General features: G+C 71.6%; 24 protein-coding genes. 15 read left to right on the plus strand and 9 right to left on the minus strand.

Translation table 11 applies throughout. The features are described from left to right. Positions 1–923 precede the first annotated feature (923 nt). Complete coding sequence (locus LWP59_RS14970) at positions 924–1496, plus strand: TetR/AcrR family transcriptional regulator (protein WP_144646341.1); 573 nt, start codon at positions 924–926, stop codon at positions 1494–1496. A 250-nt stretch (positions 1497–1746) separates the two neighbouring features. Here LWP59_RS14970 and LWP59_RS14975 read toward each other — a convergent pair whose 3' ends face one another. After that, entirely contained in the window at positions 1747–2328 is a 582-nt protein-coding gene (locus LWP59_RS14975) for a TIGR03086 family metal-binding protein (RefSeq protein ID WP_144646339.1), read from the minus strand. After that, on the minus strand, positions 2325–2918 hold the full coding sequence (locus LWP59_RS14980; protein ID WP_144646337.1) for a TetR/AcrR family transcriptional regulator: 594 nt from the start codon (positions 2916–2918) through the stop codon (positions 2325–2327). The genes LWP59_RS14975 and LWP59_RS14980 overlap by 4 nt, the downstream gene beginning before the upstream one ends. Positions 2919–3055: 137 nt before the next feature. On the opposite strand from LWP59_RS14980, the gene LWP59_RS14985 reads away from it, so the two are divergent. The 8 genes from LWP59_RS14985 (at position 3056) to LWP59_RS15020 (ending at position 12127) form a co-directional block, all read left to right on the plus strand. Further along, on the plus strand, positions 3056–4309 hold the full coding sequence (locus LWP59_RS14985; RefSeq protein ID WP_191334795.1) for a glutamate-cysteine ligase family protein: 1254 nt from the start codon (positions 3056–3058) through the stop codon (positions 4307–4309). Beyond that, a complete protein-coding gene (egtB, locus tag LWP59_RS14990; protein ID WP_144645653.1) occupies positions 4306–5661 on the plus strand; it encodes an ergothioneine biosynthesis protein EgtB in 1356 nt (451 codons plus the stop codon). Before LWP59_RS14985 ends, egtB begins: the two co-directional genes overlap by 4 nt. Further along, complete coding sequence (gene egtC / locus LWP59_RS14995; RefSeq protein ID WP_144645651.1) at positions 5654–6412, plus strand: ergothioneine biosynthesis protein EgtC; 759 nt, start codon at positions 5654–5656, stop codon at positions 6410–6412. The genes egtB and egtC overlap by 8 nt, the downstream gene beginning before the upstream one ends. Beyond that, positions 6409–7398, plus strand: coding sequence for an L-histidine N(alpha)-methyltransferase (gene egtD / locus LWP59_RS15000; protein ID WP_144645649.1), 990 nt, complete (start codon positions 6409–6411; stop codon positions 7396–7398). Before egtC ends, egtD begins: the two co-directional genes overlap by 4 nt. Positions 7399–7453: 55 nt before the next feature. After that, complete coding sequence (locus LWP59_RS15005) at positions 7454–7870, plus strand: nitroreductase family deazaflavin-dependent oxidoreductase (RefSeq protein ID WP_144645655.1); 417 nt, start codon at positions 7454–7456, stop codon at positions 7868–7870. Between the two features lie 199 nt (positions 7871–8069). After that, positions 8070–9236: an EfeM/EfeO family lipoprotein gene (locus tag LWP59_RS15010; RefSeq protein WP_144645647.1), complete on the plus strand. Its 1167-nt coding sequence runs from the start codon at positions 8070–8072 to the stop codon at positions 9234–9236. Next, positions 9233–10444: a Dyp-type peroxidase gene (locus LWP59_RS15015; protein WP_144645645.1), complete on the plus strand. Its 1212-nt coding sequence runs from the start codon at positions 9233–9235 to the stop codon at positions 10442–10444. Before LWP59_RS15010 ends, LWP59_RS15015 begins: the two co-directional genes overlap by 4 nt. A 39-nt stretch (positions 10445–10483) precedes the next feature. Beyond that, complete coding sequence (locus tag LWP59_RS15020; RefSeq protein ID WP_144645643.1) at positions 10484–12127, plus strand: phospholipase C; 1644 nt, start codon at positions 10484–10486, stop codon at positions 12125–12127. Between the two features lie 119 nt (positions 12128–12246). Here the strand turns inward: LWP59_RS15020 and acnA are convergent, their stop codons facing one another. From acnA to LWP59_RS15035, 3 genes are all read right to left on the minus strand, one after another. Continuing rightward, entirely contained in the window at positions 12247–15057 is a 2811-nt protein-coding gene (gene acnA / locus LWP59_RS15025; RefSeq protein ID WP_144645641.1) for an aconitate hydratase AcnA, read from the minus strand. A gap of 200 nt (positions 15058–15257) precedes the next feature. Next, on the minus strand, positions 15258–16640 hold the full coding sequence (locus LWP59_RS15030) for a flagellar basal body protein FliL (protein WP_144645639.1): 1383 nt from the start codon (positions 16638–16640) through the stop codon (positions 15258–15260). After that, a complete protein-coding gene (locus tag LWP59_RS15035) occupies positions 16637–17110 on the minus strand; it encodes a hypothetical protein (RefSeq protein WP_144645637.1) in 474 nt (157 codons plus the stop codon). Before LWP59_RS15035 ends, LWP59_RS15030 begins: the two co-directional genes overlap by 4 nt. A 167-nt stretch (positions 17111–17277) precedes the next feature. Here LWP59_RS15035 and LWP59_RS15040 point away from each other — a divergent pair, with 167 nt between their 5' ends. Further along, the gene (locus tag LWP59_RS15040; RefSeq protein ID WP_229857429.1) at positions 17278–18612 is read left to right on the plus strand and encodes a C40 family peptidase; all 1335 of its coding nucleotides are present in this window, start codon (positions 17278–17280) and stop codon (positions 18610–18612) included. Positions 18613–18631: 19 nt separating this feature from the next. Here LWP59_RS15040 and LWP59_RS15045 read toward each other — a convergent pair whose 3' ends face one another. Beyond that, positions 18632–19276, minus strand: coding sequence for a class I SAM-dependent methyltransferase (locus LWP59_RS15045; protein WP_229857430.1), 645 nt, complete (start codon positions 19274–19276; stop codon positions 18632–18634). A gap of 160 nt (positions 19277–19436) precedes the next feature. On the opposite strand from LWP59_RS15045, the gene mobA reads away from it, so the two are divergent. The 4 genes from mobA to LWP59_RS15065 all read left to right on the plus strand — a co-directional run bounded on the left by mobA (position 19437) and on the right by LWP59_RS15065 (position 22987). Next, positions 19437–19916 (plus strand): molybdenum cofactor guanylyltransferase, encoded by a 480-nt coding sequence (gene mobA, locus LWP59_RS15050; protein ID WP_373299440.1) that lies wholly within the window; start codon positions 19437–19439, stop codon positions 19914–19916. Positions 19917–19998: 82 nt separating this feature from the next. Then, positions 19999–21066, plus strand: a complete 1068-nt coding sequence (locus tag LWP59_RS15055; RefSeq protein WP_144641766.1) for an AAA family ATPase — start codon at positions 19999–20001, stop codon at positions 21064–21066. Further along, positions 21066–22010: a DUF58 domain-containing protein gene (locus LWP59_RS15060; protein WP_144641751.1), complete on the plus strand. Its 945-nt coding sequence runs from the start codon at positions 21066–21068 to the stop codon at positions 22008–22010. Before LWP59_RS15055 ends, LWP59_RS15060 begins: the two co-directional genes overlap by 1 nt. Further along, on the plus strand, positions 22007–22987 hold the full coding sequence (locus tag LWP59_RS15065) for a VWA domain-containing protein (RefSeq protein WP_144641750.1): 981 nt from the start codon (positions 22007–22009) through the stop codon (positions 22985–22987). Before LWP59_RS15060 ends, LWP59_RS15065 begins: the two co-directional genes overlap by 4 nt. A 9-nt stretch (positions 22988–22996) precedes the next feature. Here the strand turns inward: LWP59_RS15065 and LWP59_RS15070 are convergent, their stop codons facing one another. Genes LWP59_RS15070 through LWP59_RS15080 form a run of 3 tightly spaced genes read right to left on the minus strand, consistent with a single transcriptional unit; the run spans position 22997 to position 24537 of the window. Then, complete coding sequence (locus LWP59_RS15070; RefSeq protein WP_144641749.1) at positions 22997–23461, minus strand: tRNA (cytidine(34)-2'-O)-methyltransferase; 465 nt, start codon at positions 23459–23461, stop codon at positions 22997–22999. Between the two features lie 54 nt (positions 23462–23515). Further along, positions 23516–23908, minus strand: coding sequence for an acyl-CoA thioesterase (locus LWP59_RS15075; RefSeq protein WP_144641765.1), 393 nt, complete (start codon positions 23906–23908; stop codon positions 23516–23518). A 17-nt stretch (positions 23909–23925) separates the two neighbouring features. After that, positions 23926–24537, minus strand: a complete 612-nt coding sequence (locus LWP59_RS15080; RefSeq protein ID WP_186383355.1) for an isochorismatase family protein — start codon at positions 24535–24537, stop codon at positions 23926–23928. A 136-nt stretch (positions 24538–24673) separates the two neighbouring features. Here LWP59_RS15080 and fabG point away from each other — a divergent pair, with 136 nt between their 5' ends. Further along, positions 24674–25378, plus strand: coding sequence for a beta-ketoacyl-ACP reductase (gene fabG, locus LWP59_RS15085; protein ID WP_144641747.1), 705 nt, complete (start codon positions 24674–24676; stop codon positions 25376–25378). Positions 25379–25392 lie beyond the last annotated feature (14 nt).

Raw genomic sequence — 25392 nt, forward strand, 5'->3', positions numbered from 1 at the left:
CGCACGGGAAAGGGTCACTCCTTGCAAGGGTGGCTGCGGTGGCGTCCATGATAGCGGCCGGAGCGCCGGGTCGCGGACGTCGTTCCCGCTCACGGCGGTTAGGTGGCGGGTTGTGGTGCGTTGTTGTGGTGAGGCGTGGGGGTGCGGGGAGGCGTGGGCGGGGGAGCCGTGGGCGGGGTGGTGTGGGGAGGCGGTTGGCGCATTGGGGTGTGGCGGACGGGCGGTGTGGCGGGACGGGCGGCCGCGTGACGTGGCGGTTGGGGCCTGGGCGTGGGTAGCTTCGCGGCGACGATGGCGCTTCGGGACGTCTGCCAGGGGCAGCTGCGGAGGTGAGCGCTTTGTCGCCAGCGAGTTCCCGCTCCTTGCTACCGCTGCTAGCGCAGTTTCTGCTCGGTTGGCTAGCGCCGTTAGCGGACCGTCTGCCTCGCTGGTAACCCTAAGGCACGTTCTGCCTGCTTCGCTTGCGCCGCCAATGCGCCTTGTCGCTGCTTGGCCTAGCGTCGTTAGCCCGCTCTCTGTCTGCCTAGGTTAGCGTCGCTAGCATGCCTGATGCCTGCGTGACTAGCGTCGCTAAGGCGCCTTCTGTCAGCTTGGGCTGCCGCCGCGGGAACGCCTCTCGCTCGCTCTGTCGTCAGATGTGCATCCGCTGCCTCGTCTACCCGCCCGTGGCGTCTGTGGTGTGGTGTTGCCGACGAGGGGTGCGATCCGTTGGCTAGCGTCGCTAGAACGCGGTCCGCTGCTCCACTAGCGGTGCTAACCCGATTGTCTTGACACCTCGCGCCCCGGCCGTCGCCGTATGGCTCGGTGGCTCGCGCCCGCCCGTCGCCGTATGGCTTGCCGTCTCGCGCCCCGCCGTCGTCCTGCGCTCGGCGGCCCACTTGGCGAACTCGCGCTCGGTTACCTAGCGCTGCTAGTCTCGGTTCGTGTCGGTACAGGAGCGCCGGGAGCGGGAACGCGCCGAGCGGCAGGAGTTGATCATTCGCGTCGCGCGTGAGCTCGCGGAAAGTGAAGGCTGGGAAGCGGTCACCACCCGGCGTCTCGCCGAGCGGATCGAGTACAGCCAGCCTGTCCTCTACAGCCACTTCAAGGGCAAGGACGAAATCGTCGAAGCCGTGGCGCTGCAAGGGTTCGTCGAGCTGGCGACTGCCATGCACGACGCGCGCGCCGGCGCGACGAACGAGCGAGATGCCCTTTCGGTCGTGCTGCACGCGTACGTGCGCTTCGCCGAAGAGAACCCCGTGCTCTACGACGCGATGTTCGCGCGGGCCACGAACCTGCCCTTCGGCCGTGCCCAGGCGCCTGCCCCGCTGCGGGTCGCGTTCCGCGAACTCGTCGCCGTGTTCGAGCCGCTCGCTGGCGAGCGGGATGTCGAGACCTTCACCGAGGTCGGCTGGAGCGCCGTGCATGGCCTGATCGCCCTCGACCGCGACCGCCGCCTGCGGCCGCGCCGTCAGGGTGAGCGGCTGGAGCTGCTTGTCGGGCAGCTGCTGGGCTGACCGTGCGGCAGGGCGAGTGGGCTGGGGCTGCTTGTCGGGCAGCTGCTGGGCTGACCTCGCAGGTCTCGGCCACCAGCGCGGGCTGCTGAAGCTTGTCGGTCGGCTGCTGGGCTGACCGTTCCGATCGCGGGCCGCCAGCCCAGGCTGCTGGCCCTGCTCGTCGATCAGCTGCTGACCTGACCACACCAGCCCCAGCCCACCAGCCCGGGCTGCTCGCTCAGCCCCAGCCCACCAGCCCCGGGCTCGTCGCTCAGCTCCGGGCGCGGCCGCCCGGATCCCGGCCCACCAGGGCGAGCAGCCGGTCGGGCGCGGAAGCGCTTTCCGGCACCGGCACCGGCGGTGCGAACAGCCCGATGCCCTGCCACGCCTGGACCTGCGGGCCCATCGTCGTCAACAGCGCCTCGGCCACGTCGTCGGCCATCGGCTGCTCCGCGCCGATCCCGGTCGCCAGGTCCCAGGCGTGCACCGCGAAGTCGAGCGTCATCTGCCAGCCGTAGTCGGCGGCGTCCGCCTCGCCGTAGGACAGGTGCACCTGCCTGTCCGTCGCGCCCGGCGCCGTCCACGACTCCCTGGCCGCGGCGGACGCCTTCTCCCACACGCCGACCGGGTCGTCGCCCAGCACGTCGCCGTCGTAGCGGTCGCCGACCTCCTCGATCGTCTCGCCCGCGAGCAGGTGCGGCACCCACAGCTGCTCGGACACGAGGTGGTTGACCAGATCTCGCACGGACCACTCCGTGCACGGCGTCGGCGCGTCCCACTGCTCGCCGCCGACCCGGTGCACCGTCCGGTCGAACTCGCGCAGCGCTTCGCCATGTGCGTCGAGCAGGTTCATGACTCCAATGAAGCACGAACGCGATGCCGCCGCACGCTTTCTTCGACGAGATCGAGCACCGGCCCCAGATCATCGGCCGGCAGCCCCATCGCCAGGTGCGACACGAGCCCCTCGAGCACCAGCTCCAGATACGACGTGAGCACGTCCACGTCCACGTCGTCACGCAGGTTGCCGACCTCCCGCTGACGCAGCAGCCGCTGCCGGGTCGCCAGCGTCAGCTGCTGCGAGCGTTCCGCCCACCGGCCACGGAACTCCGGGTCGGTGCGGAGCCTGCGCGAGACCTCGAGCCGCGTGCCGAGCCAGTCCGCCGGATGCTCGCCGCCGCCCGCGAGCAGGTCGCGCATCACCTGCACGAGACCCTGGGCGGCGACGACGTCCGCCATCCGCGCGGCGTCCTCCTCCGCGAGGGCGAGGAACAAGGACTCCTTGTCCCGGAAATGATGGAAGATCGCGCCACGCGACAGCCCGGTCGCTTCCTCCAGCCGCCGGACCGTGGCACCCTCGTACCCGTACCGGGCGAAGCAGACGCGTGAGCCGTCGAGGATCTGGCGCCGTCGCGCGTCGAGGTGATCCTGACTGACCCGTGGCATCCCCTGATCCTGTCACCCGGGGTAGTTCTTACGCAATCCGTACGTACGTACTGTGGCTGGGTTCCGGGACCTGAAATTGTCGTACCTCCCGTGTAGCGTCCAAAAACAGGTGCTCCTCCTGATGGGAGAGGTGTGACATGACAGCGGTTCGCCACGTCGCCGGGCAAGCCGGAAACGCGCGGGGAGTGGCCAGGAAGGTCATTTCCGACCGCGCGGCCGGCGAAGCCTACGTAGCGTCGGTGTGCTTCAAGCACGGGCCACCCCGCCTCCTTGGCGTGGAGGTGGAGTACACCGTGCACTACGCCGACGACCCCCGAAGACCTCTGAAAGCCGAAGATCTGGCCCGTGCGCTCGGCCCGCACGCCCCGCGCACCCTCGTTCCCGCAAGCCCCGCAACACCACTGCCCGCCGGCTCCCCGCTGACCCTCGAGCCGGGCGGCCAGGTGGAGATCTCCGCGCTGCCGCAGGAATCCCTGCGTGAGCTCGAGCGCGTGGTCTCCGCCGATCTGGCCTATCTGACCGATCTCCTCGCCCGCGCCGGGTTCGCCCTCGGCGAAACGGGCATCGATCCCCACCGCCCGCCCGCCCGGCTGCTGACCACGCAGCGTTACGCCACCATGGAACGCCGGTTCGCGCCGATGGGGCCCGGCGGGATCACGATGATGTGCAGTACGGCGGGGCTGCAGGTCTGCGTGGACAGCGGGGAACGGGAGGGGCTTGCGCAGCGGTGGGCGGCCGTGCACGCCCTCGGCCCGCCGTTGCTCGCCACGTTCGCCAACTCGCGGCGGCATGCCGGCCGGGACACCGGGCTCGCCTCGGCCCGCTGGCGCGCGGTGCTCGACACCGAGCACGCGCGCACCTTCGCCGGCACGGCGTGCGCCGACCCGCCCGCGGAGTGGGCGAGCCGGATCATGGACACGCCGTTGATGCTGCTCCGCCGGGAGGACGGCCCGTGGGACGCGCCGGCCGGGCTGACCTTCGCGGACTGGGTGGCCCGCCGCGGCGAGGCCGGGCTGCTCGGCCCGCCGACCGAGGCGGACCTGGCCTACCACCTCACCACGATGTTCACGCCGGTGCGGCCGCACGGCTACCTCGAGGTGCGCTACCTCGATGCCCAGCCGGTGAGCCGCTGGCTGCACCCCGTGGCGCTGCTCAATGCGCTGCTGGCAAGTCCGTCCACAGTGGACGAAGTACTGGCCGTGTGCGAGCCCCTCCTCGGCGCGTGGGAGCGTGCCGCGGACGCCGGGCTCGAGGACCAGGACATCGCCGCGGTGGCCGGAAAAGTGGCGGACCTGGGCTGTGCCGCACTGCCGGCCACGGGCCTGCCGGGCAACAAGATCGACGAGATCAGCGAAGGCGTGCAGCGTCTGGTGCACGCCGGGAGGGGATGATCGACGTGACGGATTTCCTGACCGAGGCGCCGAGCGCCTTCCGCGAGAAGACCGGCGAGCAGCTGCGCGAGCACGCGGCGCAGGCGCTGACGAGGGCGCGGCGGCGCAGCACCACGCTCACGGATGCGGTGGCCGACGAGGACCTGGTGCGCCAGCACTCCAAGCTCATGTCGCCGCTGGTGTGGGACCTCGCCCACATCGGCAGCCAGGAGGAGCTGTGGCTGGTGCGGGACGTGGGCGGCCGCGAGCCGCTGCGCCCGGACATCGACGACCTGTACGACGCGTTCCGGCACCCGCGCGCCGACCGGCCGTCGCTGCCGTTGCTCGGCCCGGCCGAGGCCCGCAGGTACGTGGGCGAGGTGCGGGCCAAGGCGTTCGAGGTACTGGAGCGGGCGCCGCTGGAGGGCAGCCGGCTCACCGAGGCCGCCTTCGCGTTCGGCATGATCACCCAGCACGAGCAGCAGCACGACGAGACGATGCTGGCCACTCACCAGCTGCGCAAGGGCGAGCCCGCGCTGCACGCCCCCGCACCGCCGGGCGCCCGCAGCGGCCCGCTGCCCGCGGAGGTCCTGGTGCCGGCCGGGTCGTTCCTGATGGGCACGAGCGTCGAGCCGTGGGCGCTGGACAACGAGCGCCCGGCGCACGAGGTCGGCGTCGGCGCGTTCTTCATCGACACCACGCCGGTCACCAACGGCGCGTACACCGAGTTCCTGGAGTCCGGCGGCTACGACCAGCGGCGGTGGTGGAGCGACGCGGGCTGGGAGTACCGCACGGCGCACGACATCGGCGCGCCCCGGTTCTGGCGCCGCGAGGCGGACGGCTGGTGGCGCACGCGGTTCGGCGTCGACGAGCGGGTGCCCGCGGAGCAGCCCGTCGTGCACGTGTCGTTCCACGAGGCCGAGGCGTACGCGGCGTGGGCGGGCAAGCGGCTGCCCACCGAGCGGGAATGGGAGAAGGCCGCCCGGTTCGACCCGGCCACCGGCCGGTCCCGCCGGTACCCGTGGGGCGACGAGGAGCCGACCGCCGAGCACGCGAACCTCGGGCAGGCGCACCTGAGTCCGGCCGCGGCCGGGGCGTACCCGGCGGGCGCGTCGGCGCTGGGCGTGCACCAGCTGATCGGCGACGTGTGGGAGTGGACCAGCAGCGACTTCCACGGCTACCCGGGCTTCGTCGCGTTCCCGTACAGGGAGTACTCCGAGGTGTTCTTCGGCCCCGAGTACAAGGTCCTGCGCGGCGGTTCGTTCGGCACCGACGCGGCGGCGGTCCGCGGCACGTTCCGCAACTGGGACTACCCGATCCGGCGGCAGATCTTCGCCGGCTTCCGCTGCGCCAGGGACGCCTCCGGTGTGTAGGCACCTGGCCTACCTGGGCCCGCCGGCCGCCCCGGCCGAGCTGGTGTTCGGCGCGCCGCATTCGCTGCTGCACCAGTCCTACGCGCCGGCGGACATGCGGGGCGGCGGCACCGTGAACGCCGACGGCTTCGGGCTCGCCTGGTACACCGACGGCGCCCCGGTCCGCTACCGCCGCGCGAGTCCGGTGTGGACGGACCACGACGCGCCCGTGCTGGCCGGGTCCGTGCGGTCCGGGGCGTTCGTCGCGGCGGTGCGCAACGGCACCGTCGGCATGCCGGTGACCGAGACCGCGGTCGCGCCGTTCGTCGACGGGCCGTGGTCGTTCAGCCACAACGGGATGGTGACCGGCTGGCCCGGCTCGCTGGCCACGCTCGCCGGGAAGCTGCCGGTCACCGACCTGCTCACGCTCGAGGCGCCCACCGACTCGGCCGTGCTGTGGGCGTTGCTGCTGGAGCGGCTGCGGGCGGGGGAGGACCCACTCGGCGCGGTGGCCGGGCTGATCGCGGAGGTCGAGTCCGCCGCCCCCGGCTCGCGGCTGAACTTCCTGCTCACCGACGGCCAAACCCTGGTGGCCACCGCCTGGACGCACGCGCTGTCGGTCCGCCAGGGCGAGGGGGCCGTCGTGGTCGCCTCCGAGCCCACCGACCCGGCACCGGGCTGGGTCCCGGTGCCGGAAGGACACGCCGTCCTCGCGCGGCACGGCGGTGCCGAACTCGTTCCCCTCGATGCTGATCGGAGTGCCCTCTCATGACCGAGCCCGAGCTCGACGTGCACAGCGAACCGGGAGCCCTGGCCGAAGCGCTGCGCACGGACGTCCGGTCCGGCTTCTCGGCAACGCAGAAGTGGTTGCCCGCGAAGTGGTTCTACGACGCCCGCGGCAGCGAGTTGTTCGAGGAGATCACGGCGCTGCCCGAGTACTACCCGACCCGCGCCGAACGGGAGACCCTCGCCCGCGAGGCGGCCGAGATCGCCCGCGTGACCGGGGCGCGGACCCTGGTCGAGCTGGGCTCGGGGTCGAGCGAGAAGACGCGCCTGTTGCTCGACGGGCTGCGCGCGCACGGCACGCTGCAGACCTTCGTGCCGCTGGACGTGTCCGCCTCCGCGCTCGCGGACGCGGTCGCGGCGATCCGCGCGGACTACCCGGGGCTGGAGGTGCGCGGGGTCGTCGGCGACTTCACCGAGCACCTCGGCCTGCTGCCCGGCGAGCCGCCGCGGATCGTGGCCTTCCTCGGCGGCACGATCGGCAACCTCCTGCCCGCCGACCGGCTCAAGTTCCTGCGCTCGGTGCGCGACGTGCTCACCGAGGGGGAGTGGCTGCTGCTGGGCACCGACCTGGTGAAGGACCCCGAGACGCTGGTGCGCGCCTACGACGATGCGGCCGGGGTCACCGCGCAGTTCGACCTGAACATGCTGCGCGTGGTCAACGAGCTGCTCGGTGCCGACTTCGACCTGGACCGGTTCACACACGAGTCGTACTGGGACGCCGCGAACGAGTGGATCGAGATGCGGCTGCGGGCCCGCGAGGACGTGACCGTGCGGATCCCCGGCGCCGGCATGACGGTGCACTTCGCCGAGGGCGAGTACATCCGCACGGAGATCTCGGCGAAGTTCCGGGCGGCCGGGGTGGCGGCCGAGCTCGCCGAGAGCGGGTTCGCGGTGCAGCGGTGGTGGACCGACGCCCAGAACCGCTTCGGGGTGTCCCTCGCCGAGGCAGTGCGGGACGAAATGATCGAATAGGACTGTGCAACCGCTGACTCGCCTCGGCCGCTGGCTGGCCTCCCAACGATGGTTCATGCGCACGGCGAAGGCCGTGCCCTGGATCGACAAGCGGCTCCACCGGGTCTCGGGCGGGCGGTTGTCGCTGCTGGGCATGGCCGGGCTGCCCTCGATGCGGCTGACGACCGTCGGGCGCAAGAGCGGGCAGCCGCGCACGGTGAACCTGCTGTACTTCCCCCACGGCGACGAGTTCGTGCTGATCGGCTCGAACTGGGGCCGCCCGCGCGACCCGGACTGGGCGCGCAACCTGCGTGCCCAGCCCAAGGCGGTGGTCGACGTGCGACGGCAGGAGGTGCCGGTGCTGGCGGCCGAGGTGACGGGGGAGCGGTACCCGGCGCTGTGGCAGGAGGTGCTGGACTTCTGGCCCGGCTACGGAATGGAACAGGCCGCGGCCGGGCGGGAGCTCCCGCTGTTCGTCCTCACCCGGCGCTGACCGTGGCGGGCGGCCGGGGCCCGCTGGAAGGCCCCGGCAGCCGCGGCGCGTCCCCTAAATCCGATTTGAGCCGTATGCGAGTAACTGTGCGTGAACACTCGCTGAACCTCTCCGTCAGGCCCTTCGGCGCGGCCTGAAGTTCACCTCCGCCGCTTACGCTCCGCTCGCAATCTTCATCCGTTCGAGCGATAGGAGCACGGTGTCGCGCTGGATTCCGGGCCTGGTGCTCGCCGTGGTACTAGTCGGCGCCGGCGCGGGCATCGTGGTCTGGCGCAGCACCTCCGCGGCCGCCGGCGGGGAGCCGGTCATCACGGTGTCCCGGTCGTCCTGCGGCGAGGGCTGGACCGACCCGCGACCGGGTGCGCAGACCTTCCAGCTGCACAACACCGACGCGATCACGGCCGAGGTCGACCTGATCGACCCGGCCACCGGCACGGTCTTCGGCGAGGTCGAGGGCATCGGGTCCGGCACGACCCGGACCATGCAGGTCGAGCTCGGCAACGGCAGCTACGCCTTCCGGTGCGCCCTCGAGGAGACCGACCCGATCACCGGCCCCAGCGCGACCGTCACCGGCGGCACCGAGCGGTCCGGCCCGGCCGTCGTGCCGGTGACCCGCAACGACCTCCTCGGCCCGCTGCGCGACTACAAGACCTACGTCGGCACGGGCCTCGACAGCCTCATCGCCGACACCGACGCCCTCCAGAACACCGTGCACGCGCAGGACCGCGCCGGCGCCGAACGGGCCTGGCTCACCGCGCACCTGGCCTACGAACGCCTAGGCGCCGCCTATGACGCCTTCGGTGACTCGGACGGCGCGATCAACGGCACGGCGGACGGTCTGCCCGGCGGCACCACCGACCCCGGCTTCACCGGCTTCCACCGGCTCGAGAACGGCTTGTGGCACAACGAGGACATGCCCGCGCTCGCCGCGGTCGCCGACCGGCTCGACGCCGACGTGCACACGCTGCGCGACGGGTTCGACGACCTGCAGGTCGACCCGAACGACCTGGGCCTGCGCGCCCACGAGATCATGGAGAACACCCTGCAGTTCGAACTCACCGGGCGGGCCGACTACGGCAGCGGCACCGGCCTCGCCACCGCGCTGGCCAACCTCGACGGCACCAGGGCCGTGCTGAACGTGCTGCGCCCGTTGCTCACCCCGCGGCTACCGCAGCTGTCCGATGTGGACAACTGGATCGACCGCACCGACAGGGCGCTGCGCGCGGCACAGCGGCCGGACGGCAGCTGGACGCCGGTCATGCTGCTGACCCGCGAGCAGCACGAGAAGATCGACGGCGACGTCAGCGGGCTGGTCGAGCGCCTGGCCCCGGTCGCCGCGATCACGGAGCCGAGGCGGGTCTCGTGACGCCGAACGTGGGCCGTCGCTCGTTCCTGCGCGGGGCGGTGCTCGGCGCGGGTGTCACCGCGGCCGCCGCCGGAACGGGCCTGGCCGTGGGAGCCGGATCTAAGGACGCGTCCGCCGCGGAGAACCTGCCGTTCCACGGCACGCACCAGGCCGGCATCCTGCGCAAGCCGCCTGCGCAGTCCATTGTGGCCTCTTTCGACGTCATCGCCGAGAACCGGGCCGAGCTGACGGATCTGTTGCGCGGCATCACCGACCGGTCCCGCATCCTCACCGCCGGCGGCACCCCGGGCGCGGTCGGGATCACCGCACCGCCCCCCGACTCCGGCGTGCTCGGGCCCACCGTGCCCGCCGACGCGCTCACCGTCACCCTCGGGGTCGGTGCGTCGCTGTTCGACGACCGGTACGCACTCGCCGACCGCAAACCCGCGAGGCTCACCGAGATGCGCACATTTCCCAACGACGCGCTCGACCCCACCCAGTGCCACGGCGACCTGAGCCTGACGCTGGCCGCCGCGAACACCGACACCGTCGTGCACGCCCTGCGCGACATCGCCCGCGCCACCCGCGGCGGCATGCAACTTCGCTGGCGCATCAACGGGTTCAGCTCTCCGCCGCGGCCCGAGGGCACCCCGCGCAACCTGATGGGGTTCAAGGACGGCATCGCCAACCCGGCCGACGACGAGCTCGACCGGCTCGTCTGGGTCTCCGGCGGCGGCGAGCCCGGCTGGACCGCCGGCGGCAGCTACCAGGTGATCCGGCTGATCCGGATGCTCGTCGAGTTCTGGGACCGGGTGTCGCTCTCGGAGCAGGAGAACATGTTCGGCCGCCGCCGCGACAGCGGGGCACCGCTGGACGGGGCGCACGAGACCGACATCCCGCAGTACGCGCAGGACCCGGTCGGCACCGTCATCCCGCTCACCAGCCACATCCGCCGCGCCAACCCGCGCACCGCGGAGACCGACGCCAGCCGGATCCTGCGCCGGGCCTGCAACTACGACCGCGGCGTGGACAGCAACGGCAACCTCGACATGGGCCTGGTCTTCACCTGCTACCAGCAGGACATCGCGCGGCAGTTCGAAGCCGTGCAGACCCGGCTGGCCGACGAGCCGCTCGTGGACTACATCTCGCCGTTCGGCGGCGGGTACTTCTTCGCACTGCCCGGCGTCGCCGGGCCGACCGACTTCTTCGGCCGGGCCTTGCTGGCCTGACCGGAGGGAACCGTTCCCCACCACAAGCAGGAGGACACTGTGGACAGAGCTTCCGGCAGATGGCGCCGTAAGCGAACGCTCTTCGGCGGCGGCGCGCTGGTCGTCGCGGCCGGGGTGGCCGTCGCGGTCACCACGGCCGTCGGCGGCGCCGACGCGCAGCCGCTGCAGCCGTTGCACGCCGAGGGGTTGCACACCTCGACGCCCATCAAGCACGTCGTGGTGATCTTCGGCGAGAACGTCTCCTACGACCACTACTTCGGCACCTATCCCAACGCGGCCAACACCGACGGGACCAAGTTCGTCGCCGCCAACGGCACCCCGAAGGCGGACGGGCTCACCCCGCAGCTGCTCAAGGACAACCCCAACGCCTACGACCCCAAGCGGCTGTCCCCGAGCCAGGCGCTGACCTGCGACCAGAACCACTCCTACGGTGCTGAGCAGAAGGCGTTCGACGGCGGCAGGATGGACAAGTTCGTCGAGAACACCGAGACGGACAAGTGCACCGGCCAGCCGATCCTGTTCGGCGAGCCCGGCCTGGTGATGGACTACTACGACGGCAACACCGTCACCGGCCTGTGGAACTACGCGCAGAACTACGCGATGAGCGACAACTCCTACAACACGGTGTTCGGCCCGTCCACCCCCGGTGCCATCAACCTGATCTCGGGCCAGACCGGCGGCGGCGTCCCGGTCGACCCGGTCACCCACGACGAGGTCAAGGACAGCTCGGTCGTGGTGTCGCCGGACGCCCGCGGCGTGGGCACGGTGATCGGCGACCCGGACCCGGCGTTCGACGACTGCTCGGACAAGAACCACACGGCCAGCACGAACCTGCTGGCCATGCACGGCCAGAACGTCGGTGACCTGCTCAACCAGCAGGGCGTCACCTGGGGCTGGTTCCAGGGCGGCTTCCGGCCGACCGGCTCCGCCAACGGTTACGCGGTGTGCGGCCAGACGCACAACAACGTCGGCGGCATCCCGGTCACCGACTACAGCCCGCACCACCAGCCGTTCCAGTACTACCAGTCGACGGCGAACGAGAAGCACCTGCCGCCGACCTCGGTGGCCGCGATCGGGCAGACCGACCAGGCCAACCACCAGTACGACATCACCGACTTCGACGCGGCGCTGCAGGCCGGGAACATGCCCGCGGTGAGCTTCCTCAAGGCCCCGGCCTACCAGGACGCGCACGCGGCGAACTCCGACCCGCTGGACGAGCAGCAGTTCGTGGTGAGCGAGATCGACAAGATCCAGCACTCCAAGGACTGGGACTCCACGGCGATCGTACTGGCCTACGACGACTCCGACGGCTGGTACGACCACGCCGACTCGAAGATCGTCAACGGCTCGCAGGACGCCACGCAGGACTCGGCGGTCTGCACGGGCGAGAAGACCCAGCTGGGCGCCACGGCCGACCGCTGTGGCTACGGCCCGCGCCTGCCGCTGCTGGTGATCTCGCCCTTCAGCAAGACGAACTTCGTCGACCACACCCGCACCGACCAGACCTCGGTCCTGCAGTTCATCGAGGACAACTGGTCGGCAGGGCGGATCGGCGGCTCGTCGTTCGACAGCCGCGCGGGTGGGCTGTGGAACATGCTGGACTTCCACGGGCGTCCCGCGCCCGCGGTACAGCTGGACCCGAAGACCGGCGCCGTCGTGAACGACGGGCACGGCCACCACTGACCGGGCTCGCGCACGGAAGCGCCCTCTCACCGTTCCCGGTGGGAGGGCGCTTTTCCTTGTGCCGCAAGAAGAAAGGCGCCGCGGGTTGCCCCGCGGCGCCTTCGGCGGTACCTGAATGATCAGGCGCGGGTCATCTTGCGCAGCACGTACTGCAGGATGCCGCCGTTGCGGTAGTAGTCCGCCTCACCGGGGGTGTCGATGCGCACGACCGCGTCGAACTCGGCCTTCGAGCCGTCCTCCTTCGTCGCGGTGACGTGCACCGTCCGCGGGGTCTCACCGTTGTTCAGCTTGGTGATGCCCGCGATGTCGAAGGTCTCCGTGCCGTCCAGGCCCAGCGACGAGGCCGACTCGCCCTCGGGGAACTGCAGCGGGATGACGCCCATGCCGATCAGGTTCGACCGGTGGATGCGCTCGAACGATTCGGCGATGACCGCGCGCACGCCCAGCAGGCTCGTGCCCTTGGCGGCCCAGTCGCGGGACGAGCCCGAGCCGTACTCCTTGCCGCCCAGCACGATCAGCGGGATGCGGGCCTGCGCGTAGTTCTGCGCCGCGTCGTAGATGAACGCCTGCGGGGCGCCGTCCTGGGTGAAGTCGCGGGTGTAGCCGCCCTGCACGTCGTCCAGCAGCTGGTTGCGCAGCCGGATGTTGGCGAAGGTGCCCCGGATCATCACCTCGTGGTTGCCGCGGCGGGAACCGTAGGAGTTGAAGTCCTTCCGCTCGATACCGTGTTCCTTCAGGTACCGGCCGGCGGGGGAGTCCTCCTTGATGGCGCCCGCGGGGGAGATGTGGTCGGTGGTGACCGAGTCGCCCAGCTTCGCCAGCACCCGCGCGTCGGCGATGTCCTCGACCGGCGCCGGCTCGGCCTCCATGCCCTCGAAGTACGGGGGCTTGCGCACGTAGGTGGACTCCGCGTCCCACGCGAAGGTCTTGCCCTCCGGCGTCGGCAGCGACTTCCACCGCTCGCCGCCGTCGAACACGTCCGCGTAGTCCTTCGCGAACATCTCCTGCGTGATGGCCGAGTCGATGGTCTGCTGGATCTCCTGCGGCGAGGGCCAGATGTCGCGCAGGAAGACGTCGTTGCCGTCCGAGTCCTGCCCGAGCGGCTGCTCCTCGAAGTCGAAGTCCATCGTGCCGGCCAGCGCGTAGGCGATCACCAGCGGCGGCGAGGCCAGGTAGTTCATCTTGACGTCGGGGTTGATCCGGCCCTCGAAGTTCCGGTTGCCCGACAGGACCGACACGACGGTCAGGTCGTTCTCCTGCACCGCCGCGGAGATCTCCTCCGGCAGCGGGCCGGAGTTGCCGATGCAGGTGGTGCAGCCGTAGCCGACCAGGTGGTAGCCCAGCTTCTCCAGGTAGGGCCAGAGGCCGGCCTTCTCGTAGTAGTCGGTGACGACCTGCGAGCCCGGCGCCATGGAGGTCTTGACCCACGGCTTGACGGCCAGGCCCTTCTCCACCGCGTTGCGGGCCAGCAGCGCCGCGCCCAGCATGACCGACGGGTTCGAGGTGTTGGTGCACGAGGTGATCGACGCGATCACGACGGCGCCGTGGTCGAGCACGAACTCACCGCGTTCCTCGGACTTCACCGTGACCGGCTTCGACGGGCGGCCGGACGCGCCGTTCGCGGCGGACTGCACCGGGACGGCGTCCTCGTCGGCGAACGAGAGGGTGGCGGGGTCACTCGCCGGGAAGGTCTCCTCGACGGCCTCGTCCACGTTGGTGTGCGGGGTGCGCTGGTCGTTCTCGGCGTAGTCGTGCACCGACTTGCGGAACGAGGACTTCGCGTCGGTCAGCTCGATGCGGTCCTGCGGGCGCTTCGGGCCGGCGATCGACGGGACGACCGTCGACAGGTCCAGCTCGAGGTACTCGGAGTAGGTCGCCTCGCGCGACGGGTCGTGCCAGAGGCCCTGCTCCTTGGCGTAGGCCTCGACCAGCGCCAGCTGCTCGGCCGAGCGGCCGGTCAGCTTCAGGTAGCGCAGGGTCTCCTCGTCGATCGGGAAGATCGCGGCGGTGGAGCCGAACTCGGGGCTCATGTTGCCGATGGTGGCCCGGTTGGCCAGCGGCACGGCCGCGACGCTCTCGCCGTAGAACTCGACGAACTTGCCGACCACGCCGTGCTGACGCAGCATCTGCGTGATCGTGAGCACCACGTCGGTCGCGGTCACGCCGGCCGGGATCTCGCCGGTGAGCCTGAAGCCCACCACCCGCGGGATGAGCATCGACACCGGCTGGCCCAGCATCGCGGCCTCGGCCTCGATGCCGCCGACGCCCCAGCCCAGCACGCCGAGGCCGTTGACCATGGTGGTGTGCGAGTCGGTGCCGACGACGGTGTCCGGGTACGCCTGGCCGTTGCGGGCCATGACCGTGCGGGCCAGGTACTCGAGGTTCACCTGGTGCACGATGCCGGTGCCGGGCGGGACGACCTTGAACTCGTCGAAGGCGCCCTGGCCCCAGCGCAGGAACTGGTAGCGCTCGCGGTTGCGCTCGTACTCGATCTCGACGTTGCGCTCGAACGCGTCCGCCCGGCCGAACACGTCGATGATCACCGAGTGGTCGATGACCAGCTCGGCCGGGGCGAGCGGGTTGACCTTGTCCGGGTCGCCGCCGAGGTCGGTGACGGCTTCGCGCATGGTCGCGAGGTCCACCACGCACGGCACGCCCGTGAAGTCCTGCATCACGACGCGGGCCGGGGTGAACTGGATCTCGATCGACGGGTCGGCGGTGGCGTCCCACCCGGCCAGCGCGCGGACGTGCTCGGCGGTGATGTTCGCGCCGTCCTCGGTGCGCAGCAGGTTCTCGAGCAGGATCTTCAGGCTGTAGGGCAGCCGCTCGGCGCCCTCGACCTTGTTCAGCCGGAACACCTCGTACGAGGCGTCACCGACCTTCAGGGTGTCGCGGGCGCCGAAGCTGTCCTTGCTGGCAGGTGCGGTCACGTCTGTCTCCAGGGCTCGGACGCCGCCGCGCGGTGTGGTGCCTGTGGCGACGTCCCGGTCGTCAGTCGGGTCTTTGAAGCGAGTCTGGCGCACGCGCGCGGCGTCCGCAGACGCGGGGACGGCGCAGGCTCCCAACACGTCAAACAGTACGCTTGTCCTTTTTTGCAGGCAAGCAGGACACGCCCGCGACGCGGGATGAGCTACCTGGCGAACTTGAGCAGCGCGGTGATGTCGCCGGGCTGCAGGCTGCGCAGCACCGTCATGCCCTGCTCGGTGAGGGTGCGGATGGGGCTGACGTAGTACTTCCCGTTCACCTGCGTGGTGACCACTCCGACGCCCTGCTTCAGGATCCCGCCGGTCAGGTGCTGCAGCACCGAGCGCACCTGCGACGGCACGGACCCTGTCTCGTCCTCGATCCGGTTGGCCACGTCGTCGGCGCACATCCGCTCGCTGTGGCCTTCGCCGCTGAGCTGGTAGCAGTCGCCGTCCTTGGCGAACGTGTAGACCTCGCCCGAGGGATCCTGCAGCCGCAGCGAGGTCAGCGTCGCGCGGGTGCCGCCGGTGACCGGGGAGGTCTGCGTCCGCAGGTCGAGGACCTTCGCCCCGGTGGGTTCGGTCTGGCCTTCGGCCGCCTTGAGGATCGCGGGGCCCGCGTCGTGCAGCGCGCCCATCTCGTCCGGTGGCAGCAGCTCGATCACGCGCCGGATGTCGGCGTCCAGGCCCGCCTGCAGGATGTCCTTCACCGCGTCGTTCGCCGAGGCGGCACCGGCGGCGGGGACGGAGGTCGAGGGCCACGGCTCGCCGGCGTCCTTCAGCGCGTAGTCGGCGACGGTGTAGAGCAGGCTCGGGTACCACTCGCCGTCGACCTTCACCGTCGCGATCCGCACCGGCTCGCCGGACTTGCGGACCTCCTCGGCGATGTCGATCGTCTTGGTCTCCTGGCCCTGCGCCGAGCGCGCACCGCCGGGCACCGCTTCGTCGAGGAACTGCTTGGCCAGCGGCAGCTTGCCGAAGTCGCTGGTGACGGTGAGCGTGCCGCCGGTGAGCTTGGTGATCGTGACGTGGTCGTTGACCTGCTGGGCACCGGCCTCGTCGAACGTCAGGTTCTGCGTCTTGACCCCGACGCCGCTCAGCGCTTTCGGGTCCGCACTGCCGTCGAGCACCTGCAGCCGCTTGAGCTCGCCCGTCGCGTCCTGCACCGGATCGGTGAACAGCGCGGCCTCGGCGGGGGCGAGGCTGTTCAGCACGCCGACGAGGTCGCCGTTGCCGAGCGAGCTGGTCAGCTTCAGCGCGGCTTCGGTGGGCGTCGCCGCCCCCGAGCCGCCCTGCGCCAGCAGGTACCAGGTGGTGCCGCCGCCGACCACGGCGACCAGCGCGATCACCAGGCCGATGATCAGCCCGCGGCGGCGCCGGCGTGGCGGCTGCGGCTGGGCGGGCCCGTAGCCGGGCTGCTGCGGCGGCGGGTACCCGTAGCCGTACCCGGGCTGCTGCTGCGGGTAGCCCTGCTGGGCGTAGTAGGGCTGCGTGGGCGGCTGCCAGCCGGGCTGCTGCTGTTCCCAGCCTGGCTGCTCGGGTGTGGTCACGGGTGGTCCCCAGTTCTCGCGGTCGTAGGTGGATGGTTGCGCCCGGCCCGGACGGCGAACGTGCCGAGCGCACCGGCCAGCGCGACGCCCGCTCCGGCCAGGGTCGTGACAGGACCGGCCGGGGAGATCCCGAGCAGCCCGCCTTCGTCACCACTTCGGACGGTGGCGAGCAGCGCGACGGTTCCGACGGATATCGCCAGCAGGGCCGTGATCGTTGCGCCCGCCCGCGCGAAGCCGAGCGCGAGCAGCCCCAGGCACACCGTGCTCACGAGCGGCACCGCGACCCAGATGTGCAAAGCCGCGCGGACGAACGCGTTGTCGAAAAACGCGAGGCGGCCCGCGGAATCGGCGGCCTGATAGCTGTGCCGTTCAATGCTGCCGGAGCGGAACCACGGCAGAAACGTGCCGAGGACGAGGATGACCAGGCCCGATGCGGCGACCCACGGCGGCACGCGGCGGAAGCCGGTCATCGGCAGCTCCTTTTTTCCGGGATCCCGGTCGTGGGACGCCGAATCGGCTGAAAAGGGTCCCCCGGACGGGGAATTGTTGCAGACGAGAGTGAAGTTTCTGGTGGTGCGTCTGATACATCTGTGACGCGAGTGTGGGGAGTTGTGTCTTGAGCCGGAGGTGGCGTGCGTTGCGAAGGACGAGACGTGAGCGCGTGTCCCGCTGGGCGACCGTCGGCGCCCTGACGCTGGCCGCCGTGTTCGGCGTCGCCGGCACCGCCGCCGCCGTGCCGCCCCCGCCGCCCAACCCCAGCGACTCCGAGATCAGCTCGGGCCAGGCGCAGGCCAACGCCAAGGCGGGCGAGGTCGGCCAGCTGACCAACCAGCTCGCCGAGGCCGAGACCCGGCTCGCGGACCTGCAGGACCAGGTCGAGCTGAAGATGGAGGAGGCCAACAAGGCACTCGTCGACCAGCAGACCGCCGAGGACGCGGCGAGCCAGGCCCAGGCCGACGCGGACGCCGCGCGCCGGGAGTCCGACGCCGCGGCCGAGCAGATCGAGGCCGCCCGGCAACAGCTCGACGGGTTCATCGCGGGCAGCTACCAGCAGGGCAGCACGATGGGCTCGATCTCGGCCTACCTCGGCTCGACCAGCCCGCAGGACCTGCTCGCCCGCGCGCAGCTGCTGTCCTCGGTCAGCGGCAGCCAGCTCAACGGGCTGCAGCTGATGGAGCAGGCGCAGACCGAGAAGTCCAACAAGGACGCGGCCGCGCGCGCCGCACTTGAGGTCGCGCAGCAGAAGCAGGCCGCCGCCGAGCGGGCGAGGCGCACCGCCGACGCGGCGCAGTCCGCCGCGGTGCAGGCGCAGCAGGGGCAGGCGGCGCAGACCGCGACCCTGGAGGCGAGCAAGAACAGCGTCGAGCAGCAGCTCTACACCGCGCAGCAACGGGTCGCGGGCCTGCAGGGCCAGCGCCAGCGCTACCAGGACTGGCTGGCGCAGAAGCAGCGTGAGGACGACGAGCGGGCCCGGCAGGCGGCGCTCGCCGCGGGCAAGGGTGGTTCCGGCGGCGGTGGCGGTGGGGCGGTCCGGCCCGTCACGGGCTCGGCGTCGGCGGTCGTCGAGCGGGCCGTGGCACGCGCGATGTCCCAGCTCGGCATGCCCTACGCGTGGGGCGGCGGCAACGCCGGCGGGCCCACCCGCGGCATCCACGACGGTGGGGTGGCGGACGCCTACGGCGACTACCGCAAGATCGGGTTCGACTGCTCGGGCCTGATGATCTACGCCTACGGCGGCGCCGTGTCGCTGCCGCACTACAGCGGCTACCAGTACGACGCCGGGCGCAAGGTGCCGCTGTCGCAGATGCGCCGCGGGGACCTGCTGTTCTGGGGCCGCAGCGGCATCCACCACGTGGCGATGTACCTCGGCGCCGGGATGATGATCGAAGCGCCGGAGTCCGGCATGGTGGTGCGGGTGACGCCTGTGCGCTACGGCGACATCCTGCCCTACGCGACCCGGCTGGTGGGTTAGCACTCGGGCCGTAGGTCGGTCAGGCCGGGCGCCGCGCAGCGAGCAGCACCTGCGGGCGCAGCGACGGCGGCTGCGCGGGCAGCCGCAGCTCGGCGACCACCTCGAGACCGGCGTCGACCAGCATCCCGGTCAGCTCCGAGGGCCGGTACAGGTGGGTCGTCCAGGACACCGGCAGGCCGCCGTACCCCTCGGTCCGCAGCACGTCGCCGTCGCCGACGTGCGCGCCGACCAGCGCCTGACCGCCGGGGACGAGCGCCTCGGCGAAGGTCCGCAGCACGCCGGGCAGCGCCTCCCGCGGGAGGTTGAACAGCGACCACCAGCCGAGCACGCCGCCGAGCGAGGCCGGCGCGAGGTCGAGCTCGGTCGCCGAGGCGACGGAGAACCGCAGGCCGGGGTATTGCCGGTGGGCGTGCTCGACCATGCGCGGCGACAGGTCGACGCCCGAGGCGTCCAGACCGAGCTCGGTGAGGTGGGCGGTGACGGTGCCGGGGCCGCAGCCGACGTCCAGGACCGGGCCGAGCCCGCGGACGGACTCGGCGAACGCGGCGAGCACGGCCCGTAGCCACGGCTCCGCCTCCAACCGGCCCATGGCGAGCTCCACGTAGGCATCGGCGACCCGGTCGTAGGACTCGCGGACCGTCTCGAGGTCGGAGGGCTGTTGCACGCGGGCATCCTACGCACGGTGCGGGAGGCACGGCCGAGCCCGCCGCCGCCCTCGACGGACGCGCCAGCGCGGCACCCCTAGTCTCGGGGGCGTGTGTGACTTCGCCGGGATCGTGCTCGCCGGCGGCGCCGCGCGCCGGCTGTCCGGGGTGGACAAGCCGATGCTCGAGGTCGGCGGGAAGCCCCTGTTGCGACGTGCCGTCGACGCGCTCGCTGGGGCCGGCCCGGTGGTCGTGGTCGGGCCCGAACGGGCCGGGATCCCCGGCGTCCGCTGGACCCGCGAGGAGCCGCCCGGCGGGGGACCGGTGGCCGCGCTCGCGGCCGGGCTCGCGGTGCTCGGGGAACCGGAGCTGGTGGCTGTGCTCGCCGGTGACCTCGCCGCCGTGCGAGCGTCCACAGTGGACCGACTGCGCGCGGCTCTCGGGGACGCCGACGGCGCCGTCCTGGTCGACGCCCAGGGCCGGCGGCAATGGCTCGTCGGTGTGTGGCGCACCGCGAAGCTGCGCGCCGTGCTGCCCGCCGAACCCGCGAACTTCCCGCTGCGCAAGGTGTTCGGCGCCCTCGGCCCGGTGCCGGTGCCGGAACTGGACGGCGAGGCCGCGGACATCGACACGCCGGAAGATCGACTACGGCATTCGTGAAGCTCACAGCCCTCACACCGCAGCTGGGATTGACTAACGATACGGTCGCACGGGAGAGGCGAACGTGATCGAGGAGGGAATCGTGACCGAGCCCGGCTATGCCGACGGCACGAACGGGCAGCAGGGCACGACCCCGGCCCGCGACGGCCAGTTGCTCGAACGCACCGTGTTCGAGGTCAAGCGGGTGATCGTCGGGCAGGACAGGCTGGTCGAGCGGCTGTTGGTGGGCCTGCTGGCGAAGGGGCACCTGCTGCTGGAAGGCGTCCCCGGCGTCGCCAAGACCCTCGCGGTGGAGACGATCGCGCGCGTGGTCGGCGGCACCTTCTCGCGCGTGCAGTTCACCCCCGACCTGGTCCCGGCCGACATCCTCGGCACCCGCATCTACCGGCAGGGCAGCGAGCGGTTCGACGTCGAGCTCGGCCCGGTCGTGGCCAACTTCGTCCTCGCCGACGAGATCAACCGCGCCCCGGCCAAGGTGCAGTCGGCGATGCTCGAGGTGATGGCCGAGCGGCACGTGTCGATCGGCGGCAAGACCTTCCCGATGCCCGACCCGTTCCTGGTGCTCGCCACCCAGAACCCGATCGAGAACGAGGGCGTGTACCCGCTGCCGGAAGCGCAGCGCGACCGGTTCCTGTTCAAGATCGTCGTCGACTACCCCTCCGCGGAGGAGGAGCGCGAGATCGTCTACCGGATGGGCGTCGCCCCGCCCGAGCCGCAGGAGGTGCTCAGCCCCGCCGAGCTGGTGCGGCTGCAGGGCGTGGCGTCGAAGGTGTTCGTGCACCACGCGCTCGTCGACTACGTCGTGCGGCTGGTGCTGACCACCCGCACCCCGGCCGAGCACGGCCTGACCGACGTCGCGGGCTGGGTGTCCTACGGCGCCTCGCCACGCGCGAGCCTCGGCATCATCGCCGGCGCGCGGGCGCTCGCGCTGGTGCGCGGCCGGGACTACGTGCTGCCGCAGGACGTCGTGGACGTGGTGCCGGATGTGCTGCGCCACCGGCTCGTGCTGTCCTACGACGCGCTGGCCGACGCCGTGCCGCTGGACCACATCATCAACCGCGTCCTGCAGACCGTGCCGCTGCCGCAGGTCTCCGCCCGCCCGCAGGCCGGTCCCGGCCAGCCGGCGCACATGGGGGCCGCGGGTTACTAGTGGCTGGCGAGGACAAGGACAACCGGCCCGCGTGGGCGCCGCCGGTGCTGCGCGGCGACCGGCTGGACGCGGGACTGCGCACGCTGGAGCTGGACGTGCGGCGCCGGCTGGACGGGCTGTTGCAGGGCAACCACCTCGGCCTGGTGCCGGGCCCCGGCTCCGAGCCGGGGGAGGCGCGACCGTACCAGCCCGGTGACGACGTCCGCCGGATGGACTGGGCGGTCACCGCGCGCACCACGGTGCCGCACATCCGCGAGACGGTCGCCGACCGCGAGCTGGAGACGTGGGTGGCCGCGGACCTGTCGGCGAGCCTCGACTTCGGCACCGCGCTGTGCGAGAAGCGGGACCTGGCGTTGTGCGCCGTCGCGGCGATCGCCCACCTGACCGGTGGCGGCGGGAACCGCCTCGGCGCGGTGCTGTCGAACGGCGCCGAGACCGTGCGGGTGCCCGCCCGCGGCGGCCGCGCGCACGTCCGCGGTGTGCTGCGCAAGTTCGCCGAGCTGCCCCGTGCCACCGAGGGCACCCGCGGTGACCTCGCGGCCCTCATCGAACAGCTCCGCCGGCCGCCGCGGCGGCGCGGGCTGGCCGTCGTGGTGTCGGACTTCCTCGGCGGGCTGGACTGGCAGCGGCCGCTGCGCGGGCTGTCGGCACGGCACGAGCTGATCGCCGTCGAGGTGATCGACCCGCGCGACGTCGACCTGCCCGAGGTGGGCACGATCATGCTCGCCGACCCGGAGACCGGCAGGCAGCGCGAGGTGCACGCGTCGGCGTTGCTGCGCCGGGAGTTCGCCGCCGCGGCGCAGGCGCACCGGGACCAGGTTGCCCGCGCGCTGCGCCAGGCCGGGGCCGCGCACCTGGTGCTGCGCACCGACTCCGACTGGATCGCCGACACCGTGCGGTTCGTCGTCGCCCGCAAGCGCCGCTGGTCGGGGGGCGCCGCGTGAGTCTCGGCGGATTCAGCGCCCCGTGGTGGTTCCTGCTGCTGATCGTGGTCGCCGCGGTGGCGGTCGGCTACGTGCTCGCGCAGCGGGCCCGCCGCAGGCGCACGATGCGGTTCTCGAACCTGGCGCTGCTGGAGAAGGTGGCCCCGCGCTCGCAGGGCTGGCCCCGGCACGTGCCCGCGGTGCTGCTCATCGTGTCGCTCCTCCTGCTCACGGTCGCGCTCGCCGGCCCGACCGCCGAGCAGAAGGTGCCGCGCAACCGGGCCACGGTGATCCTGGTGATCGACGTGTCGCTGTCGATGGAGGCCACCGACGTCAAGCCGACGCGGATCAAGGCGGCGCAGGACGCGGCCACCTCGTTCGCGCAGCAGCTGACCCCGGGCATCAATCTGGGGCTGGTGTCCTTCGCCGGCACCGCGACGGTCCTCGTCGCGCCGACCACCGAGCGCCAGAGCGTCGTCAGCGCGATCGACAACCTCAAGCTCGCGCAGTCCACGGCGACCGGTGAGGGCATCTACGCGGCGCTGCAGGCGGTCCAGGGTTTCTCGGCGGTCGTCGGCGGCGCGGACGGCCCGCCCCCGGCGCGCATCGTGCTGATGAGCGACGGCAAGCAGACCGTGCCCGAAGACCTCTACGCCCCGCGCGGTGCGTTCACCGCGGCGGAGGAGGCGAAGAAGGAACAGGTCCCGATCTCGACGATCTCCTTCGGTACCAACCACGGCACGGTCACGATCGACGGCCGCGAGGTACCTGTGGACGTCGACGACGGCTCGCTGCAGGAGGTCGCGCGCCTCTCGGGCGGCGACTTCTACTCGGCGGGCTCGGCCGAACAGCTCAAGCAGGTCTACGACGACCTGGGCGAGCAGATCGGCTACGAGATCAAGGAGGCCGACGCGAGCCGGCCGTGGGTGGTGCTGGGCACGCTCGCGCTCATCGCCGCGGCCGGGAGCGCCCTGTTCCTCGGGCAGCGCCTGCCCTAGGACCTGTCCTCACTCCCCGAACCGGAAGTCGTGCTGGCGCCAGGCCTCGTAGATGGCGATGGACGCGGTGTTGGCGAGGTTGAGCGAACGCGAGCCCGGCCGCATCGGCAGCCGCACCCGCTTGGTGATCTGCGGCGCCTCCTGCACCTCGTCGGGCAGGCCGGCCGACTCCGGGCCGAACATCAGCACGTCGCCGGGCTGGTAGGCGATGTCGGTGTAGCGGTGCTCGGCGCGGGCGCTGAACGCGTAGACGTTCGCCGGCAGCAGCGCGGCCCACGCGGCGTCGAGGTCCGGGTGCACGCGGACGTGCGCGAGGTCGTGGTAGTCCAGCCCGGCGCGGCGCAGGTGCTTGTCCTCGAAGGCGAACCCGAGCGGCTCCACCAGGTGCAGCTGGACGCCGGTGTTCGCCGACAGCCGGATCGCGTTGCCGGTGTTCGGTGGGATCTCCGGGCGGTAGAAGAGAACGCGGAACATCCTGAAGATCGGCTTCCCTTCACCCGTTGGCCCCGGCCGGAAACGGCGGTCCCGCTATTCTGGCATCCGCGCCGCCAGCTTCTCCCGCACGTCGTCCGGTGGCGCTGTCTTCGCGAGCGTCTCGGCGTCCACGAACACGTACCGGTTCATGCCCGTGGTCAGGACCTCCTCGCCGCGCAGGACCGTGAACCCGAGGACCAGCGACGTCGTGCCGAGGTGGTCCAGCGTCACCGCCACGACCAGCTCCTCGTCGTAGTGGCTCGGGGCGCGGTAGCGCAGGTTCGACTCCGCCACCACGGTGTCCACCCCGCGTGCCCGCAGGTTGTCGTAGGACCCGAAGACCTCGCGGAAGAACTCGAACGACGCCATGTCGAAGTAGGCCAGGTAGTGCGCGTTGAACACGATGCCCTGCGGGTCGCATTCGTGGAACCGCACCCGCAGGGGCATCCGCACGACCGGCTCGCTCACCGGCCCAGCTCCGCGAACAGCTCGCCGGAGGTCAGCACCCGGCCGAAGAACATCCCGATATTGCGCAGCGTCGCCTCCTGGGCCGCCGCCGACAGCGCGCCCGTCGCGTCGGCGACGAACGCGACCTGGTAGTCCCGCATGAAGGCGCTGCGGGCGGTCGACTCGCAGCAGACCTCGGTGAGCGTGCCGGTGATGATCAGCGTATCGACCTTGTGCGGCCCGCGCAGAGTGCTCAGCACGGTCTGCAGCTGCGTGTTGTGGAAGGCGTCGTAGCGGTGCTTGCGGATGACGATTTCCTCGGGCCCCGGCTTCAGGTCGGCGACGATCTCCGCGCCGTGGCTGCCTTCGCGCATGCCGACCTCGCGCAGCTTCGGCTGGTACGCGGTCTCCAGCGGCGACACGTCGAACGAGTCGAACAGGATGTGCTGGGTGTAGACCACGGGCACGCCCGCGTCGCGGCAGCGCGTCACCACGTCCCGCATCGCGGGGAGGCGCTCGCGGGCCATCGGGACCTCCATCGGGAAGCCTTCGAGCACGAAGTCGTTCTGCATGTCGATCACCAGGAGCGCGCAGGTCTCCGGGTCGATCTCCCACGGCGGCGGTGTCATGGGGCTCCTTCCTGTGACCTCGGTCATCCCGGTGGCCGGGCCTACCGAGGGGTAGCGGTGGCGGGTGCGGACGGGGCTCCCGGCGGCGGATAACCTCAGGCCGGCACACGCAAGGACAACGTACGAGGAGTACCACGTGGGACGGTCCGTACTGGTCACGGGCGGCAACCGCGGCATCGGCCTGGCGATCGCCAGGGACCTGGCCGCGCAGGGGCACCGGGTGGCCGTGACGCACCGGGGTTCCGGCGCCCCCGAGGGGCTGTTCGGCGTGCGGGCCGACGTCACCGACTCGGCCCAGGTCGACGAGGCGTTCAAGCAGGTCGAGGAGCACCAGGGCCCGGTGGAGGTGCTCGTGTCCAACGCGGGCGTCACGCAGGACACGCTGCTGATGCGGATGAGCGAGGAGCAGTTCACCAGCGTCATCGACGCGAACCTCACCGGCGCCTACCGGGTGGCCAAGCGGGCCTCGCGCGGCATGCTGCGCGCCAAGTGGGGCCGGTTCATCTTCATCTCCTCGGTCATCGGCCTCTCCGGCGGCGCCGGGCAGGTCAACTACGCCGCCAGCAAGGCCGGCCTGGTCGGCCTCGCCCGCTCGCTGGCCCGTGAGCTGGGCTCGCGCCACATCACCGCGAACGTCGTCGCGCCCGGGTTCGTCCTCACCGACATGACCAATGCGCTCAGCGACGACCAGCGCGCCGCCGCGCTCGCCCAGATCCCCGCCGGCCGCTACGCCGAGCCCGCCGACATCGCCGGCGCCGTGCGCTTCCTGGCCTCGGACGAGGCCGCCTACGTCAACGGCGCCGTGCTGCCCGTGGACGGCGGCCTCGGCATGGGCCACTGAGTTTTCCCACTGTA

The sequence above is a fragment of the Amycolatopsis acidiphila genome (genome assembly GCF_021391495.1).
GTDB classification, from domain to species: domain Bacteria; phylum Actinomycetota; class Actinomycetes; order Mycobacteriales; family Pseudonocardiaceae; genus Amycolatopsis_E; species Amycolatopsis_E acidiphila.

Bases quoted from the DNA above. Each gene is read 5' to 3' on its own strand.
- mobA (WP_373299440.1), top strand. From the start codon at position 19,437: ATGCTCGAGGTCGGCGGGAAGCCCCTGTTGCGACGTGCCGTCGACGCG.
- LWP59_RS15080 (WP_186383355.1), bottom strand. From the start codon at position 24,537: ATGACACCGCCGCCGTGGGAGATCGACCCGGAGACCTGCGCGCTCCTG.
- LWP59_RS15070 (WP_144641749.1), bottom strand. From the start codon at position 23,461: ATGTTCCGCGTTCTCTTCTACCGCCCGGAGATCCCACCGAACACCGGC.
- egtB (WP_144645653.1), top strand. From the start codon at position 4,306: ATGATCGACGTGACGGATTTCCTGACCGAGGCGCCGAGCGCCTTCCGC.
- LWP59_RS15005 (WP_144645655.1), top strand. From the start codon at position 7,454: ATGCGCACGGCGAAGGCCGTGCCCTGGATCGACAAGCGGCTCCACCGG.
- LWP59_RS14980 (WP_144646337.1), bottom strand. From the start codon at position 2,918: ATGCCACGGGTCAGTCAGGATCACCTCGACGCGCGACGGCGCCAGATC.
- egtD (WP_144645649.1), top strand. From the start codon at position 6,409: ATGACCGAGCCCGAGCTCGACGTGCACAGCGAACCGGGAGCCCTGGCC.
- LWP59_RS15035 (WP_144645637.1), bottom strand. From the start codon at position 17,110: ATGACCGGCTTCCGCCGCGTGCCGCCGTGGGTCGCCGCATCGGGCCTG.
- LWP59_RS14975 (WP_144646339.1), bottom strand. From the start codon at position 2,328: ATGAACCTGCTCGACGCACATGGCGAAGCGCTGCGCGAGTTCGACCGG.
- LWP59_RS14985 (WP_191334795.1), top strand. From the start codon at position 3,056: ATGACAGCGGTTCGCCACGTCGCCGGGCAAGCCGGAAACGCGCGGGGA.
- LWP59_RS15075 (WP_144641765.1), bottom strand. From the start codon at position 23,908: ATGCCCCTGCGGGTGCGGTTCCACGAATGCGACCCGCAGGGCATCGTG.